Here is a 16522-nt window from a genome sequence, read left to right on the forward strand (position 1 = left end):
CATCCATCCGGTCGAAAGGGCCGCTCAGTCGGCTTGAGTCGGGAGTCGGAAGAGGGCATTTGTAAATGTTGATGTGCTGGCTACCCTGTGCCTGCGGTCCTCCGGCTGGCACCGGCGACCGCACGCGGTACGCGGCCCGCGTACTCCGGTGGGGGTGTGGGGAGGGGTGCGATGACGCGTCTGCGTCGAGTCATGCGACTGGCCCTGGTGGGGGCTCTGCTGGGCAGCGTGCTGGCACCGTTGCGGGCAACCGTGGCGGAGGCGGTCACGCTGCCCAGCGGATTCCAGGAACAGATCGTCTTCAGCGGACTCAATCAGCCGACGAACATCGAGTTCGCCCCGGACGGGCGGATCTTCGTGGCGGAGAAGGGTGGGCGGATCAAGGTCTTCGACGACCTGGCCGACCCGACCGCGACCGTGTTCGCCGACCTCTCCACGAACGTGCACAACCAGTGGGACCGGGGACTGCTCGGGCTGGCGCTGCCGCCGGACTTCCCGACGACCCCGTGGGTGTACGTGCTCTACACGTACGACGCGCCGCCCGGGCAGACCGCCCCGGTCTGGAACGACACCTGCGGTGACGCCAACAACGGCCGCTGCATCGTCACCGGCCGGCTCTCCCGCCTCCAGGCCAGCGGCAACGTGATGACCGGCACCGAGCAGGTGCTGATCCACGACTGGTGCCAGCAGTACCCCAGCCACTCGGTCGGTGACCTGCGCTTCGGCGCCGACGGCATGCTCTACGCCAGCGCGGGTGACGGCGCCAGCTTCAGCGCCACCGACTACGGGCAGCTCGGCAACCCGGCCAACCCGTGCGGCGACCCGCCGGGTGGGGCGATGACCCCGCCGACCGCGCAGGGCGGCGCGCTGCGCGCCCAGGACGTACGGACCACCGGCGACCCGACCGGCCTGGACGGCGCGGTGCTGCGGCTGAACCCGGCCACCGGTGCCGCCGCGGCAGGCAACCCGCTGATCGCCTCGCCCGACCTCAACGCCCGCCGGATCGTCGGGCAGGGGATGCGAAACCCGTTCCGGTTCACCATGCGCCCCGGCACCAACGAGGTGTGGCTCGGCGACGTCGGCTGGAACGTCTGGGAGGAGATCGACCGGCTGGTCAGCCCGACCGGCGGGGTGACCAACTTCGGCTGGCCCTGTTACGAGGGCGCCGGGCGGATGTCGAGCTACGACAACGCCAACCTCAACCTCTGCGAGACGCTCTACAGTGGCGCCGGCCAGACCGCGCCCTACTACACGTACAACCACAGCGCGGCCGTGGTGCCGGGGGAGAACTGCGCCGCCGGTGGTGACGCGATCTCCGGCCTGGCGTTCTACCCGACCAGCGGCGGCAACTACCCGGCGTCGTACGCCGGTGCGCTGTTCTTCGCCGACTACTCGCGCAACTGCATCTACGCGATGCGCCCGACCACCCCGGGTGGGCTGCCCAGCCCGACCAACATCGAGGCGTTCGGTCAGGCCGCGGCGAACCCGACCGACCTGGCCATCGGTCCGGGCGACGAGCTCTACTACGTCGACCTGGGCGGCGGTACGGTCCGGCGGATCCGCTACTTCCCCGGCAACCAGCCCCCGACCGCCGTGATCTCCGCACAGCCCACCTCGGGGACCGCCCCGCTGACGGTCACCTTCGACGGCACCGGCTCCGGCGACCCGGACCCGGCGGACGAGGGCCGGCTGACCTACAGGTGGGACTTCACCGACGACGGCACGGTCGACGCCACCACCCCGACCGCCAGCTTCACCTACACCGGCACCGGGACCCACACCGCGCGGCTGACCGTCACCGACACCCTGGGCGTCTCGGCCAGCACGACCGTGACCATCCAGCCGGGCAACAGCGCACCGACCGCGGTGCTGGACTCCCCGACCGCGGGAACGACCTGGAAGGTGGGCGACACGCTCAGCTTCGCCGGCCACGCCACCGACCCGCAGCAGGGCTCGGTGCCGGCGGCGGGGCTGCGGTGGCGGCTGCGGATGGAGCACTGCGAGTCGGTGGGCAACTGCCACACCCACCAGCTCCAGGAGTGGACCGGGGTGACGTCCGGCTCGTTCGTGGCACCGGATCACGAGTACCCCTCGTACCTGGAGCTGGAACTCACCGCCACGGACGCCGACGGGCTGTCCAGCACGGTGGTCCGCCGGCTCGACCCGCAGACCGTGGACCTGACCTTCGCCAGCAACCCGGCCGGGCTCCAGCTCAGCGTCGGGCCGACGGCCGGGACCACCCCGTTCACCCGTACGGTGATCGTCGGCTCGACCAACACGGTCAGCGCGCCCAGCCCGCAGAGCGCCAACTCGCAGACGCACACGTTCGCGAGCTGGTCCGACGGCGGGGCGGCGACGCACGTGATCACCGCGCCGGCCGGTGCGGCCACCTACACGGCGGCGTACACCAGCACCGAGGGATGCGCCGACAGCTTCGGCTACACCTGCGCCACGACCACCACCCGACCGTTCGAGCCGGCCGACGACACGGTGCTCGCGCTCACCGGCGACGAGGGCGTCGCCCAGGTCAGCCTGCCGTTCGGCTTCCCGCTCTACGGGGAGACGCACGGCACCGCCTGGGTGTCGACCAACGGTTTCCTCTCCTTCACCGATCCGGCGTCGGCGGCACCGGTGAACGGTCCGGTGCCGAGCGCCGATCCGCCGAACGCGGCGATCTACCCGTTCTGGGACGACCTCGTGCAACGGGCCGACTCCACCGTGCGTACCGCGGTCCTCGGTACGGCGCCGAACCGGCGGTTCGTGGTCGAGTGGCGCAACAGTGGCCTGTACGGCTCCTCCTCGGCCCGGATCACCTTCGAGGCGGTGCTCACCGAGCAGGGTGAGATCACCTTCAGCTACGCCGACCTGGCCGGGAACGGGCGGGAGCAGGGCGACTCGGCGACCGTGGCGATCGAGGACGGCGCCGGTGCGGTGGCGCTGAGCCACTCCACCAACCAGCCGGTGCTGCGCAACGGAACCTCGGTGGTCTTCACCCCGCCGGGTGTCACCCCGCCACCGACCACCGGCACCCTGTCCGGGGTGGTGACGGCGCTCGGCACCGGTCTGCCGGTGGCCGGGGCGACGGTCACCCTCACGCCCGGCGGGCGGACGGCGACGACCGGGGTGAACGGCTCCTACAGCCTGGCCGGACTGGCACCGGGTGCCTACACCGTCTCCGGTTCGGCTCTCGGCGGGCTGCTCTCCGGCTCGACCCAGGTCACCGTCACGGCCGGCGGTACGCACACCGCCAACCTCGCGCTGACCCTGCTATTGGGGGAGGAGGGCGGCTACGCCAAATCGACCGAGACCCGGGCGTTCGTCCCGGCGGAGGGTTCGCTGGTGCCGTTGACCGGTGACGACTCGGTGGCCCAGGTGGCGTTGCCGTTCCCGTTCACCTTCTACGGTCAGCCGTACAGCTCGGCGTGGGTGTCCAGCAACGGGTTCCTCTCGTTCACCGACCCGAGCGGCCCCCAGCCGGTCAACACGGGGGTGCCGGCCGCGGCGGTGCCGAACGCGGCGCTGTACCCGTTCTGGGACGACCTGGTGATCCGCGCGGACACCACGGTCCGTACCGCGGACATCGGTACGGGCGCGGACCGGAAGTTCGTGCTGGAGTGGCGCAACGTCGGGATGTACGGGTCGGCGTCGGCCCGGATCACGGTGGAGGCGGTTCTCTCCGTCGATGGTGAGATCGCGTTCAACTACGCGGACCTCGCCGGCACGAAACCGGCCGAGTTGGGTGGTGGCGCGACGGTGGGAATCGAGAACCCGGCCGGTACGGCAGCGGTCCAGCACTCGTTCGACCAGCCGGCGCTGGCCAACGGTACCGCCGTCGTGTTCCGTCCGGTCGACTGATTCGATACTCGGCCGACCAGGGCAGCTGACCGTTCGTTAAGTCGATCCGGTTGGCTGCCCCGGTCGGTCGGCGAACCGACAGTCCGTCGTGATTGATTCCGGTACTTCTTAGGCGGCATCATTTCGGCGGTCACCAGGTGGGCGAGGGTGTACGCCGGTCCGGGTCGGAGAAGTACGAAGTTTCGGAAACCTCCGGACTGGATAACCCGGAAGTCACGGAAATGTGCCAACAGCAACACGGTAAGTGACGCAGGTGGCGGGGGGTGGTCCCGCGCTGACCGTCCTTATTGGACGGCGCCGATCGCCGATGTCGATATAGTGACGCCGGTCCGAAGTGGAGCCGCGTTTTCAGCGGGTCGACCGGACAACGTGGTTCGACTGACCGGGCGCCAATTCAGGCCGCTAAGGGGGCGAACAGTGAACCCCCGACTGACAGTCTGACGGCGGCCCCCAAGCGGAGGTTCGGTATCCGCCGGATGTTTCCGCGGACATTGCCGTACCGCGCCGTGAGATAGGAGAGCAGCGATGCCGAAGCTATTCCGGCGCGCACTGTCAATGGTGTTAGCGCTGGTCATGAGTTCAACTGTGGTGACCGGGTTACTACTCGACGCCGAAAAGCCCGCGTCCGCGATCCCGCCCGGCTTCACCGAGCAGGTGGTCTTCACCGGGCTGACCCGACCGACCAAAGTGGTCTTCTCGCCGGACGGACGGGTTTTCATCGCCCAGAAGAACGGCCAGATCAAGGTCTACGACAGCACCTCCGACACCACCGCCACGATCTTCGCCGACCTTCGGACGAACGTCCTCGACTACGAGGACCTCGGCCTGATCGGCCTGGCCCTGCCGCCGAACTTCCCGGCCGACCCGTACGTCTACGTCAGCTACAGCTACGACGGCGCGATCGGGGGCAGCGCACCGACGTACAACGACACCTGCCCGGTCACCGGCAACTGCAAAACCAGCGCCCGGGTCTCCCGGTTGCAGGCCAACGGCAACGTGATGACCGGCACCGAGCAGGTGCTCCTGCACGACTGGTGCCAGCAGATCGAGTCGCACTCGATCGGCGAGCTCAACTTCGGCCCGGACGGCGCGCTCTACGTCACCGGCGGCGAGGGCGCCTCGGCCACCTTCACCGACTACGGGCAGTCCGGCAACCCGACCAACCCGTGTGGTGACCCGCCGGCGCCGGCCGGCGGCCCGCAGACCCCACCCACCAGCGAGGGCGGCGCCCTGCGCTCGCAGGACATCCGTACCTCCGGCGACCCGACCGGGCTCTCCGGCACCCTGATCCGGATCAACCCGGCGACCGGCGCGGCGATGCCGGACAACCCGCTGGCCAACAGCACCGACCCGAACAACCGGCGGATCCTGGCGCACGGCCTGCGCAACCCCACCCGGTGGACCTTCCGGCCCGGCACCAGCGACGTCTGGATCGGCGACGTCGGCTGGCGTACCTGGGAGGAGATCAACAAGATCCCCAACCCGGCCGCCGGACCGCTGCGCAACTACGGGTGGCCCTGCTACGAGGGGAACGCGACGCAGGGCGGCTACAACTCGGCCAACCTCACCCTCTGCGAGAGCCTCTACAGTGCCCCCGCCGGCACCGTCACCCCGCCGTACTACACGTACGCGCACAGCCAGGTGGTGGCCGCCGGGGACGGGTGCCCGACCGGTGGCTCGGCACCGTCCGGCGTCGCCTTCTACCCGGCGACCGGCGGCAACTACCCGGCGTCGTACGCCGGGGCGCTGTTCTTCGCCGACTACTCCCGCGAGTGCATCTGGGCCATGCGCGCCGGCGCCAACGGCGAGCCCGACCCGGCCAGCATCATCCCGTTCTCCAGCACCGTCTCCGGCCCCGTCGACCTGGAGGTCGGGCCGGACCAGGACCTCTACTACGTCGACCTGACCGGTGGCACGGTCCGCCGCTTCCACTACAGCTCGGGCAACCAACCCCCGGCCGCGGTGATCAACGCGACCCCGGTCTCCGGCAACGCGCCGCTGCGGGTGAACTTCGACGCGTCCGGCTCGACCGACTCCGACCCCGGTGACATCCTCAGCTACCAGTGGGACTTCACCAACGACGGGACCGTCGACTCGACCGCCGCCAGGACCAGCTTCACGTACACCAGCACGGGTACGTACACCGCGCGGTTGCGGGTGTCCGACATCGGTGGCGCAAGCGACACCAAGACGATCCAGATCAGGGTCGGTACCAACGCGCCCGAGCCGGTGATCGACACGCCCCTCTCCTCGTTCAACTGGCAGGTGGGGCAGACCGTCAACTTCTCCGGACACGCCAGCGACCCGCAGGAGGGCAACCTCGGACCGGGCGCGCTGCACTGGGAACTGATCAACCGGCACTGCTACGCGACCGACAACTGCCACACCCACCCGGTGCAGAACCTGACCGGGGTGGCGTCCGGCTCCTTCGTGGCACCGGACCACGAGTTCCCGTCGTACCTCGAACTGACCCTGACCGCGACCGACAGCGGCGGGCTGAGCGGAAGCACGACGGTCCGCCTCGACCCGCGTACGGTCAATCTCAACCTGGCCAGCAGCCCCAGCGGGCTGACCCTGAACGTCAACGGCGCGGACGTGACCACCCCGGCGACCCGGCAGGTCATCGTCGGCTCGACGAACACGGTGAGCGCACCGACGCCGCAGGCGGTCGGCGCCTCGACGTTCGACTTCGACCGCTGGTCGGACGGCGGGGCCCGGACGCACGTGGTGACCGCTCCGGCGACCGACACCACCTACGCCGCGACCTACACGGCCGACTACGGCGACGGGGACTGCGGTGACGCCTTCGGTTACACCTGCACCACCGCCACCGGCCGGGCGTTCGTCCCGGTCGACGGCGCGGTGCTGCCGCTGACCGGGGACGAGGCGGTCACCCAGGTCACGCTCCCGTTCCCGATCCCGTTCTACGGGCAGAGTTACACCAGTGCCTGGGTCGACGTGAACGGCAAGATCTCGTTCACCGATCCCGGACCGTCCCCCCGTGGCGTCAACTCCCCGATCCCGGAACCGGGCGTACCCAACGCCTCGATCTACCCGTTCTGGGACGACCTGTTCGCACGGGCCGACTCCACGGTGCGGACCGGTGTGGTCGGCACGGCACCGAACCGCCAGTTCGTGGTGGAGTGGCGCAACAGCGGCATGTACGGCTCCTCGTCGGCCCGGGTGACCTTCGAGGCGCTCATCTCCGAGACCGGGCAGATCACCTTCAACTACGCCGACCTGGCCGCCAGCAAACCGGCGGAACTCGGCGGTGGCGCCACGGTCGGCATCGAGAACGCCGCCGGCACCGTCGCCGTCCAGTACGGCATCAACCAGCCGCTGCTGGCCAACGGCAAGGCCGTCATCTTCACCCCGCCGAACGGCGGCCCTCCCCCGGAGCCGGAACCGCCGACCACCGGCACCGTGACCGGCACCGTCACCAGGGCCGCCGGCGGTACGGCGGTGTCGGGTGCGACGGTGACCCTGTCGCCGGGCGGCCGGTCGACGACCACCGCGGCGAACGGGTCGTACACCCTGACCGGGGTGGCGCCGGGAACGTACTCGGTTGCCGGCACGGCCACCGGTGACCTGACCGGGTCGGGTTCGGTGACCGTGGTCGCCGGCAGCACCCACACGGTCAACCTGTCGCTGGCCGCCCCGCCGGAGGAGCCGCCGCCGACCGGCGACGGCGACTACACCAAGTCGACCGAGACCCGGCCGTTCGTGCCGGCGGAGGGCGCCCTGCTGCCGTTGACCGGCGACGACGCCGTGGGCGAGGTGACGTTGCCGTTCGCCTTCCCGTTCTACGGGCAGACGTACAGCTCGGCCTGGGTGTCCAGCAACGGGTTCCTCTCGTTCGTCAACCCGAGCGGCGCCCAACCAATCAACACGGCGGTACCGGACGCGGCGGTTCCGAACGGGGCGGTGTACCCGTTCTGGGACGACCTGGTGATCCGCGCGGACAGCACGATCCGTACCGCCGCGATCGGTACGGGCGCGGACCGCAGGTTCGTGGTCGAGTGGCGCAACATCGGCATGTACGGGTCGTCGTCGGCCCGGATCACGGCCGAGGCGATCCTCTCGGTCAACGGCGAGATCGCGTTCCACTACGCCGACCTGGCCACCACCAAGCCGACCGAGTTGGGCGGCGGGGCGACGGTCGGGATCGAGAACCCGGCCGGTACGGCGGCGGTACAGCACTCGTACAACCAGCCGATCCTGGTCAACGGCACAGCGATCGTCTTCCGCCCCGAGTAGATCGTCTTCCGCCCCGAGCAGTAGAGAGGGCCCTTCCCATCCGGAAACGGTGGGAGGGGCCCTCTCCTAGCTTCCGGCCTGACCCGCAGGACCCGCCTGACCCGACAGGTGTCCGGCCAGCGCCTCGGCCAGTTCGTCCATCCGCTCGGTGCCTACCCGTGCACCCTCGTCCGCGCCCAGTAGCCGGAACACGCCTGGCCCACGCTGGTCCGCCGGCAGGTCGGCCATCCGGGGCACCACATGGAAGTGCACGTGGCCGAACCCCTCGGCCTCGGCGAACTGGACCACGTATGTCTTCCGGCAGCCGGTCACGGCGTGCAGGGCGCGGGAGAGCCGCACCTGCCACGTACCGAGGCCGGCCGCCTCGGCGTCGGTGAGATCGGCGATCGTGGTCACGTGCCGGCGGGGGAGTAGCACCAGCCAGCCCGGCAGCGCCGTGGCGAACGCGTGCGCCACCCGCCAGTGCTCGTCCGCACCGATCCGTTCCCGTATTGGCAGCGCATCGAACCGCCGCTCGTTCCCACACGAATAGCACCCATCCCCGCCACCCATTCCCCGCCGCCTCCCACCCGCACCGCCGCCGCGTCGGTGACCACTCTTGTAGAGAGAGAGTCCTTTCGCTGCCCCGGATTTCCCCTTTTTCTCTACAAGAGGCGCCACGGCGCGGGGCGCGGGGCGCGGGGGCGCGGGGCGCGGCGGGCGTTGGGGGGTCAGCGGGTGGGGCGGCGGAGGCGGGTGAAGATCAGTTGGCGGGCGCGGCGGTCGGTGCTCAGCAGCAGGGTGGCGGCGACCAGGCCGGCGGCGGCGCCGAGGACGAACACGCCGAGCAGCGGATGGAGGTCGTTGACCCCGATCCGGTCGGTGACCAGCGGGGTCAGGGCGGCGCCGGCCGCGGCCAGCAGCGCCGGCAGGGTGGGCACGAGGAACCGGATCACCGAGGCACCGATGGCCCGGCGGACGGTGACCCAGACGGAGACGGCGTTGACCACCAGTTGCATGGCGATTCCGGCGATGGCGACCGCGCTGGCCTCGGTGACGTCGTTGCGCCCGTCGAGCAGGGTGCCGACCGCGGCCAGGGTCGCCACCCCGAGGATGCCCCGGGTCCAGAGGATCGCGGCGAGCTTCGCGGGCTGCCCGATCGCCTGCAACGCCGGGCCGAGCAGGACGCCGTACACGTTGATCGCGCCGAAGAGGCAGAGCAGCCGGAGCGGGATCTCGGTGCCGGCCCACTCCGGGCCGAGGAATCCCACCAACGGGTTCGCGGTGGCGGCGAGGACCCCGAGCACCGGGAGGCCGGCGATCGCGCCGAGGTGTTGCAGCTTGGTCAGGTGGACCGCGAACGCCTCCCGATCCTCCTGCAGGCGCGACAGCGACGGGAGCGCGACCTGTTGCAGCGACCGGACCGTGACGTCGACCAGCATGTCCGGCAGTCGCGCGGCCAGCCGGTAGATGCCGGTGGCGACCGGACCGAAGAAGATGCCGGTGAAGATGATGTCGGCCTTGGAGCTGAGCATGAGGCCGAGCCCGGCGTTCGCGGAGTGGGCGGAGAAGGCCCACAGGTCGCGGATGGCCCCGAGCCGGGGCCGCCGGCTCGGTCGCCACGGGCAGACCGTCCAGAGCACGATCAGGCTGACCACGGAGGTGGCCAGTTGCTGCGCCACCAGGGCCCAGATGCCCGCGCCGGCCAGGGCGAGCGAGATGCCGACGACGCCGCTGATGGCGGCGGCCAGCAGGGTACGGATGGCAACCGACCGGAACTGGAGGTCGCGGCGGAGCACCGCCTCCGGCACGATGGCCAGTCCCTGGAGCAGGACGAGCGGGGAGAGTGCGAGGCAGACCTCGGTCAAGCCGTCCGGGCTGCCGTTGATGAGCGACCAGACCGGGCTGAGCGCGGCGGTGAGCGCCCCTACGCCGAGGCCGGCGAGCAGGGTCACGCCGAAGGCGGCGTCGAGGTGCTCGGGGGTGAGCTTGTCCCGCTGCACGATCGCCGAGACCAGCCCCTGCTGGATGATCGTCTGGGCGATGGTGATGAAGACCGTGGCCATCGCGACCAGCCCGAACTCGTTCGGCCCGAGCAGCTTCGCGAGCAGGAACGTGACCACGATCGAGGAACCGACCCGGCCGGCGGTGAGCAGGTATGACCAACCGATCGCCGACCGTACCCGGCCACGCGATGGGGCTGGCGGGGACTCGACGGGTGCGTCGGGCGTTGTGCTGACCACTAGGCGTTTCCCTTGGCCGTGCTGGCCCTCGATCGGCGGCTGAGCCGGCGGCGCCAGCGGCCGAGGAGCACCCGGACCCGTCGGGCCCACCAGGCGCCGAGGAAGGCGAAGGCGGAGCTGATCCGGGTACCCAGGGGGTCGTCGCCGGTCAGCAGCGTACGCAGTGTTTCCAGCAGCATCCGCTGCCTGGGTGCTCGGACCTTGCCGCTGTCCTGTGCGTACCAGGAGAGGGCGGAGGCGGGGGTGGAGTCCTTGGCCTGCCGGCTGGAGGCGCCGTGCATCCGGCGCAGGAACAGCGGCTGGTCCACCTCGTGGATCTCGCCGAGTCGGGCGACCTCGGCGACGAGGGTGTAGTCGGAGGAGAGGAACGGCCGGATCATGCCGGTGCGGCGCAGGGCGGCGAGCCGGAAGACACCGAAGTGGGCGTGGCAGAGGTTGATGTTGCTGGCCACCCCGGCGACCCGTCGCCAGGGGCGGTGATCGCGCAGGTCCAGCCGGTCGGCGTACGGACCGATCACCGAGCCCTCCTCGTCGATCAGCACCGTACGAGGATAGGCGAGCACGGCCTGTGACCCTGCGACGTCCAGCGCCGCCACGCAGGTGCTCAGGAACGTCGGCAGGCAGACGTCGTCGTACGCCACCCACTTGAACAGTTCGCCCCGGGCGAGTTGGGCGACCCGGGCGTAGTTGACGTGGCCGCCGAAGTTGCGCGGGTTCTGGAAGAGCCGGAACCGTGGGTCGGCCGCGGCGTAGCGCTGGCAGATCTCCCAGGTCCGGTCGGTGGAGGCATTGTCACTCACGATGATCTCGAAGTCCTGGTAGTCCTGCGCGAGCAGCGCGTCCAGGCATGCTTCGAGGTACCGCTCGGCGTTGTAGAGGGGAACGCCGAGACTCACCCGGGGCGCTCCGTCCATCACTCTCCTCAGCTTCGAGTGATCGTGGATGAATGTCGGTGTGATCCGGTGCCCGTTGATCAGGCCACCATCAGTTCGGCCTCGACGCCGAGTTCGCGGAGCGCGGCGCCGATCTCGTTCCGGTAGGCGGGGTTGGTGATGATCACCGCACGGGTGCCCAGCTCGGTCAGGCTCGCAGGGGAGCCTACCTCGTGTCCGGTCACCGGCAGGTATCTGCCCCATTTGCGTGGGTTGACGTCGACCACCGCGGCGAGCCGGCCGTCCGGGTCGGCGAGGTGCAGGAACTGCACGCCGCGCGAACCGGCACCCCAGAGCACAGGCCGGTCACCGGCGGCGAGCAGCCGGTCGATGGTGGACCGCCAGTGCTCCCGTTCGGCGGCGTGCCGGGCGGCGAAACCGGCGATCGACTCCAGTTGCCGGTCCCGGTCCGCCGGACCGGGCAGATCCCGTGAATCCGCGTCGGCCGGTACGTTCACCGCGATCTCCACGAACCGGAACATGCCGGAGAAGAGGGGACCGGTGTCGGTCACCCGCCACCCGGCCCGTTCGACCACCCGGCGCAGGGAGTAGGCGTCGAAGTAGGACACGTGCGGATAGATCACCTCCCACCCTGCGGTGGCGAGGTCGTAGCAGGCATCGGGGACCTCCAGGTAGCCGCGTACCGGCCGGGCGCCGGCCAGTTCCCGGAGGCGGACCAGGAAGCCGTACGGGTCGTCCAGGTGCTCGAACCAGTGCCGGGAGGTGACGAAGTCGAAGACCGGCGTGCTGTCGTCCAGTGGTGCGTGCCCGGCGTGGAAGGTCGCGCCGGACGGGTCCGGTCCGACCGGGCCGGCGTACATCGCGTCGTAACCGTGGCCCCGGCATCCCGCCACGTGGCACAGCTCGCGGAGGAACTCACCCTGGCCGCAACCGATGTCCAGCACCGTCGCGCCGGCCAGCGGGTAGCGCTGGGCCAGGTGCTTGACCAACTCGGCGGAGAAGGTCTGGAACGCCGGGGAGTGGTGCAGGTTGGTGTCCATGGTGGTGTCGTAGACCAGTGCGGCCGGGTCGAAGGCGAGGTTGCGCACGTACGCGCACTCGGGACAGTAGGCCAGTTCCATCCCGCCCAACGGCGAGGCGAGCGCCTCCTCCCGGCTGGCCCAGTGCACCCCGCAGAACACCGGGATCGCACCGAGGTCGGCGAACGGGACGAGGGCGGCGCCGCCGCACGCGTCGCAGGTCCGGCTCACGCGGGCACGCCGGCGGCCCAGCGCAGTCGCGCGTCCAGCCGGCCCGCGCCCTGGAGGGCCTGGATCCGGCGCAACCGCTGGTGTCGCTCGCCGCGGAACACCTCGATCGTCAGCCCGTGCCGCCGGTACGCCTCGACCAGTTCCTCGATGCCCTTGCGTACGGTCCAGCGGGGCTGGAAGCCGGGCACCTCGGCGGCGATCAGGTCGCAGCTCACCCGGTAGTTGCGGGAGTCCGCCGAAGCGCCACCGGCGAACGTGACGGTGGATCCGTCGACCACCTCGGCGACCAGTTCGGCGACGTCCCGGATCAGGTAGTTCTCGGTGCTGACGCCGACGTTGTACGCCTTGCCGTGCACCTGCTCGCGAGGTGCCTCCAGCAGGGCCAGGAACGCGGCGCAGATGTCCTCGGCATGCACCAGCGGGCGCCAGGCGGTGCCGTCGGAGAGGAGCCGGACCTCGCCGGTGAGCAGTGCGCTCGCGGTCAGGTCGTTCACCACCAGGTCGCCACGGAGCCGGGGGGAGAAGCCGTACGCGGTGGCGTTGCGCAGGAAGACCGGGGAGAAGCTGTCGTCGGCCAGCGCGGTCAGGCCCTGCTCGGAGAGGATCTTCGACTCGCCGTACGGGGTGACCGGTGCGAAGCCGGCGTTCTCGTCCAGCGGCCGGTCGTCCAGTCCGGCGCCGTAGAGGCTGCACGACGAGGAGAAGAGGAACCGGGTCACCCCGGCAGCCTTGGCCGCCTCGGCCAGTCGGACCGTGGCCCGATGGTTGACGTCGTACGTCAGTTCGGGGTTGAGGTTGCCGATCGGGTCGTTGCAGAGGGCCGCCAGGTGGCAGACCGCGTCGAAGCCGGCCAGGTGCTCCGGCCGTACGTCGCGCAGGTCCAGCCGGAGGGACGGCACCTCGGCGGGCGCCGGGCCGAGCAGGCAGTCGGCGAACAGGTCGGTGTCGAGACCGGTGACCTGGTGGCCCGTGGCCTGGAGCAGCGGAGTCAGCACACTGCCGAGGTAGCCGTGATGACCGGTGACGAGAACGCGCACGGCAAAGCTCCCGAGGGTCCGCGGGGGTGAGAAGGCAGAGTTTATGAGGGCCGGGTGATCACCACTGAGTAGTGTCGGACTTTTTACTGAAAGCCCCGGTCGGAAAGCGCCGGAACTAGCGTGGCCGAAGCGTGCTGGCGGGCGCCGCGCGAGGTGGCGAACAATCGGGGTGGATCGCATGACCATTGCGGAATGTCGGCTCTGTGGCACGGCATTGACCGAGACGTTCGTGGACCTGGGGATGTCGCCGCTCTGCGAGAGCTACCTGACCGAGGAGCGGCTGGACAGCGCCGAGACGTTCTACCCCTTGCATGTACGGATCTGTTCCAGTTGCCTGCTCGTGCAACTGCCGGCATACGTGCCGGGAGAGGACATTTTCTCCGACTACGCCTATTTCTCCTCCTATTCCGATTCGTGGGTGGCGCACGCCAAGCGGTACGCCGACGCGATGATCGATACGCTCGGCCTCGGTCCGGAGAGTCTGGTCACCGAGGTGGCGAGCAACGACGGCTACCTGCTCCAGCACTTCGTCGCCCGGGGCGTCCCGGTGCTCGGGGTGGAGCCGGCGGCGAACATCGCCGAGGTGGCCCGCGCCAAGGGGATCCGTACCGAGGTGCACTTCCTGGGTGCCGGGACCGGTGGCGACCTGGCCGCCCGGTACGGCCGGGCCGACCTGGTCGCCGGCAACAACGTCTACGCGCACGTGCCGGACCTGATCGGGTTCACCGCCGGGCTGGCCGCGCTGGTGAAGCCGAGCGGGCTGGTGACGCTGGAGTTCCCGCACCTGCTCCGGCTGATCGAACGCCGGCAGTACGACACCATCTACCACGAGCACTACCAGTACCTCTCGCTGCTCACCGCGCAGCGTGCGCTGGCCACCGCCGGGCTGGCCGTCGCCGACGTCGAGGAACTCTCCTCGCACGGTGGCTCGCTGCGGGTGCACGCCCGGCCGGCGACCCTGTCCACGGCCACGGCGGTCGCCGCCGAACCGGGCCGTTCCGGGACGGTGGAGGGTTCCGCCTGGGTGCCGTCGAGCCTGGGGTGGGAACCGTCGAGCAACGTCAAGTCGGTGCTGGAGGCGGAGGCCGAGGCCGGGCTGCACACGCTCGACGGGCACCGTGGCTTCGCCGAGGCCGTCTTCACCATCAAGCGCAACCTGCTCGACTTCCTGCTCACCGCGCGGGCCGAGGGCAAGCGGGTGGTCGGGTACGGTGCGCCGGGCAAGGGCAACACATTGCTCAACCACTGCGGTATCCGGTCGGACCTGCTGGCGTACACGGTCGACCGGAGTCCGTACAAGCAGGGCAGATTCCTTCCGGGGACGCACATCCCGATCCACGCGCCGGAACGGCTGGCGCAGGACCGTCCCGACTACGTCCTGGTCCTGCCCTGGAACCTGCGTACCGAGATCTCCACCCAGCTGGCGTACGTCCGCGAGTGGGGCGGCCGGCTCGTCTACCCCATCCCGGAGCTTGAGGTGGTCTGATGAAGGTCGTCCTGTTCTGCGGCGGACTGGGAATGCGCATGCGGGAGGGTGCCGCGTCGGCGCCCAAACCGATGGCGATGATCGGTGACCGGCCGCTGCTCTGGCACGTCATGCGATATTACGCCCACTTCGGACATACCGACTTCATTCTCTGTCTGGGGTACGGTGCCGCGGCGGTCAAGGACTACTTCCTGCACTACGACGAGACGCTCTCCAACGACTTCACCCTCACCATGGGCGGTCGGGACGTACGTCTGTTCGCCACCGACATCACCGACTGGAACATCACCTTCATCGACACCGGGCTCGGCGCGACCATCGGCGAGCGGCTGATGCGGGTACGCAGGCACGTCCAGGACGAGGAGATGTTCCTGGCCAACTACGCCGACACGCTCACCGACGCGCCCCTGCCCGCGATGATCGACCGGTTCCGGGCCTCGACCGCCACGGCCAGCCTGCTCGCCGTACCGGTGCAGTCGACCCACCACGTGATCGACATCGACGAGTCCGACCAGGTACGCCGGGTCCGGCCGATCCGCGAGCTGATGCAGTGGGAGAACGGCGGTTACTTCATCCTCCGGCCGGGAATCTTCGACCAACTGCGCGAGGGCGAGGACATGGTCCCGCACGCCTTCGACCGGCTGCTGCCCGGGCGGGGGTTGATGGCCCAGCGCCACAACGGGTTCTGGCGGGCCGCCGACACCTTCAAGGACCGGGCCGAGCTGGAGGAGCTCTACCACTCCGCCCGCTGCCCGTGGATGCTCTGGGACGCACACCGGCACGGCGGTCCGCCGAGCCCGGCCCCGTTCGACGGCCACATCGACACCCCGGCCGAGCATGCCGGTCCCGGCACCCCCGCGTTGATCCACTGATGGGGTCGCTGCGGCTGGGCGAGGTCCGATCGCTGGTCCTGGTCGGGGCGCACCCCGACGACATCGAGATCGGCGCCGGCGGGCTGCTGCTCGCGCTCGGCGCGGCCAACCCCGGCCTGCGGGTCCACTACCTGCTGCTCACCGGCACGCCGGACCGGCAGGCCGAGGCGCGCTCGGCCGCCGGGGCCTTCCTGCCCACCGCCCGGATCGACTTCGACCTGCACCAACTCCCCGACGGCCGGGTGCCCGCGCACTGGGCGCAGGCGAAAGAGATCGTCAATGCGGCAGCCGCCGCGACCAGCCCCGACCTGGTGGTGGCGCCGGCCCCGGACGACGCCCACCAGGACCACCGGACCCTGGCCGAACTGGTACCCACCTCATTTCGCCGCGCGTCGGTGTTGCACTATGAAATCCCCAAGTGGGACGGTGACCTGGGCCGGCGGAACATTTACCTGCCGCTCACGGACGAGCAGGCCCGACGCAAGGTGGAGCTGCTACACACCAGTTACCCGTCCCAGAAGGACCGGGACTGGTGGGACGACGAGGTCTTCCTCGGGCTGGCCCGGCTGCGGGGCATGGAATGCCGATCCCGGTACGCCGAGGCGTTCCGGTGTGAGAAAGCGGTAATCGAGTTATGACCCAGCACAGCG

General features: G+C 70.2%; 10 protein-coding genes. 5 read left to right on the forward strand and 5 right to left on the reverse strand.

Annotated elements, in window-relative coordinates; translation table 11 throughout:
* The first annotated feature begins 171 nt into the window (after nt 1–171).
* The gene (locus tag ACWEFB_RS24115) at nt 172–3855 is read left to right on the forward strand and encodes a PQQ-dependent sugar dehydrogenase (protein ID WP_452288846.1); all 3684 of its coding nucleotides are present in this window, start codon (nt 172–174) and stop codon (nt 3853–3855) included.
* A gap of 573 nt (nt 3856–4428) precedes the next feature.
* Nucleotides 4429–8112: a PQQ-dependent sugar dehydrogenase gene (locus tag ACWEFB_RS24120; protein ID WP_452288848.1), complete on the forward strand. Its 3684-nt coding sequence runs from the start codon at nt 4429–4431 to the stop codon at nt 8110–8112.
* A 66-nt stretch (nt 8113–8178) separates the two neighbouring features.
* Here the strand turns inward: ACWEFB_RS24120 and ACWEFB_RS24125 are convergent, their stop codons facing one another.
* The 5 genes from ACWEFB_RS24125 to ACWEFB_RS24145 form a co-directional block, all read right to left on the reverse strand.
* Entirely contained in the window at nt 8179–8664 is a 486-nt protein-coding gene (locus ACWEFB_RS24125; protein WP_452288850.1) for an HIT family protein, read from the reverse strand.
* 158 nt (nt 8665–8822) lie between these two features.
* Entirely contained in the window at nt 8823–10334 is a 1512-nt protein-coding gene (locus tag ACWEFB_RS24130; RefSeq protein ID WP_452288852.1) for a lipopolysaccharide biosynthesis protein, read from the reverse strand.
* Complete coding sequence (locus tag ACWEFB_RS24135; protein WP_452288854.1) at nt 10334–11248, reverse strand: glycosyltransferase family 2 protein; 915 nt, start codon at nt 11246–11248, stop codon at nt 10334–10336. The genes ACWEFB_RS24130 and ACWEFB_RS24135 overlap by 1 nt, the downstream gene beginning before the upstream one ends.
* A gap of 59 nt (nt 11249–11307) precedes the next feature.
* On the reverse strand, nt 11308–12477 hold the full coding sequence (locus tag ACWEFB_RS24140) for a methyltransferase domain-containing protein (RefSeq protein WP_452288856.1): 1170 nt from the start codon (nt 12475–12477) through the stop codon (nt 11308–11310).
* On the reverse strand, nt 12474–13514 hold the full coding sequence (locus ACWEFB_RS24145) for an NAD-dependent epimerase/dehydratase family protein (protein WP_452288858.1): 1041 nt from the start codon (nt 13512–13514) through the stop codon (nt 12474–12476). Before ACWEFB_RS24145 ends, ACWEFB_RS24140 begins: the two co-directional genes overlap by 4 nt.
* A 178-nt stretch (nt 13515–13692) precedes the next feature.
* Between ACWEFB_RS24145 and ACWEFB_RS24150 the strand changes: the two genes are divergently transcribed.
* From ACWEFB_RS24150 to ACWEFB_RS24160, 3 genes are read left to right on the forward strand one after another with little or no spacing between them, the layout of a single operon-like run.
* On the forward strand, nt 13693–15000 hold the full coding sequence (locus tag ACWEFB_RS24150; protein ID WP_452288860.1) for a methyltransferase domain-containing protein: 1308 nt from the start codon (nt 13693–13695) through the stop codon (nt 14998–15000).
* The gene (locus ACWEFB_RS24155; RefSeq protein WP_452288862.1) at nt 15000–15872 is read left to right on the forward strand and encodes a sugar phosphate nucleotidyltransferase; all 873 of its coding nucleotides are present in this window, start codon (nt 15000–15002) and stop codon (nt 15870–15872) included. The genes ACWEFB_RS24150 and ACWEFB_RS24155 overlap by 1 nt, the downstream gene beginning before the upstream one ends.
* A complete protein-coding gene (locus ACWEFB_RS24160; protein ID WP_452288864.1) occupies nt 15872–16510 on the forward strand; it encodes a PIG-L deacetylase family protein in 639 nt (212 codons plus the stop codon). Before ACWEFB_RS24155 ends, ACWEFB_RS24160 begins: the two co-directional genes overlap by 1 nt.
* Nucleotides 16511–16522: the final 12 nt, after the last annotated feature.

It is taken from the genome of Micromonospora sp. NPDC004704 (assembly GCF_053601675.1).

Bases quoted from the DNA above. Each gene is read 5' to 3' on its own strand.
- ACWEFB_RS24115 (WP_452288846.1), top strand. From the start codon at position 172: ATGACGCGTCTGCGTCGAGTCATGCGACTGGCCCTGGTGGGGGCTCTG.
- ACWEFB_RS24160 (WP_452288864.1), top strand. From the start codon at position 15,872: ATGGGGTCGCTGCGGCTGGGCGAGGTCCGATCGCTGGTCCTGGTCGGG.
- ACWEFB_RS24155 (WP_452288862.1), top strand. From the start codon at position 15,000: ATGAAGGTCGTCCTGTTCTGCGGCGGACTGGGAATGCGCATGCGGGAG.
- ACWEFB_RS24135 (WP_452288854.1), bottom strand. From the start codon at position 11,248: ATGGACGGAGCGCCCCGGGTGAGTCTCGGCGTTCCCCTCTACAACGCC.
- ACWEFB_RS24125 (WP_452288850.1), bottom strand. From the start codon at position 8,664: ATGGGTGGCGGGGATGGGTGCTATTCGTGTGGGAACGAGCGGCGGTTC.
- ACWEFB_RS24150 (WP_452288860.1), top strand. From the start codon at position 13,693: ATGACCATTGCGGAATGTCGGCTCTGTGGCACGGCATTGACCGAGACG.
- ACWEFB_RS24120 (WP_452288848.1), top strand. From the start codon at position 4,429: ATGAGTTCAACTGTGGTGACCGGGTTACTACTCGACGCCGAAAAGCCC.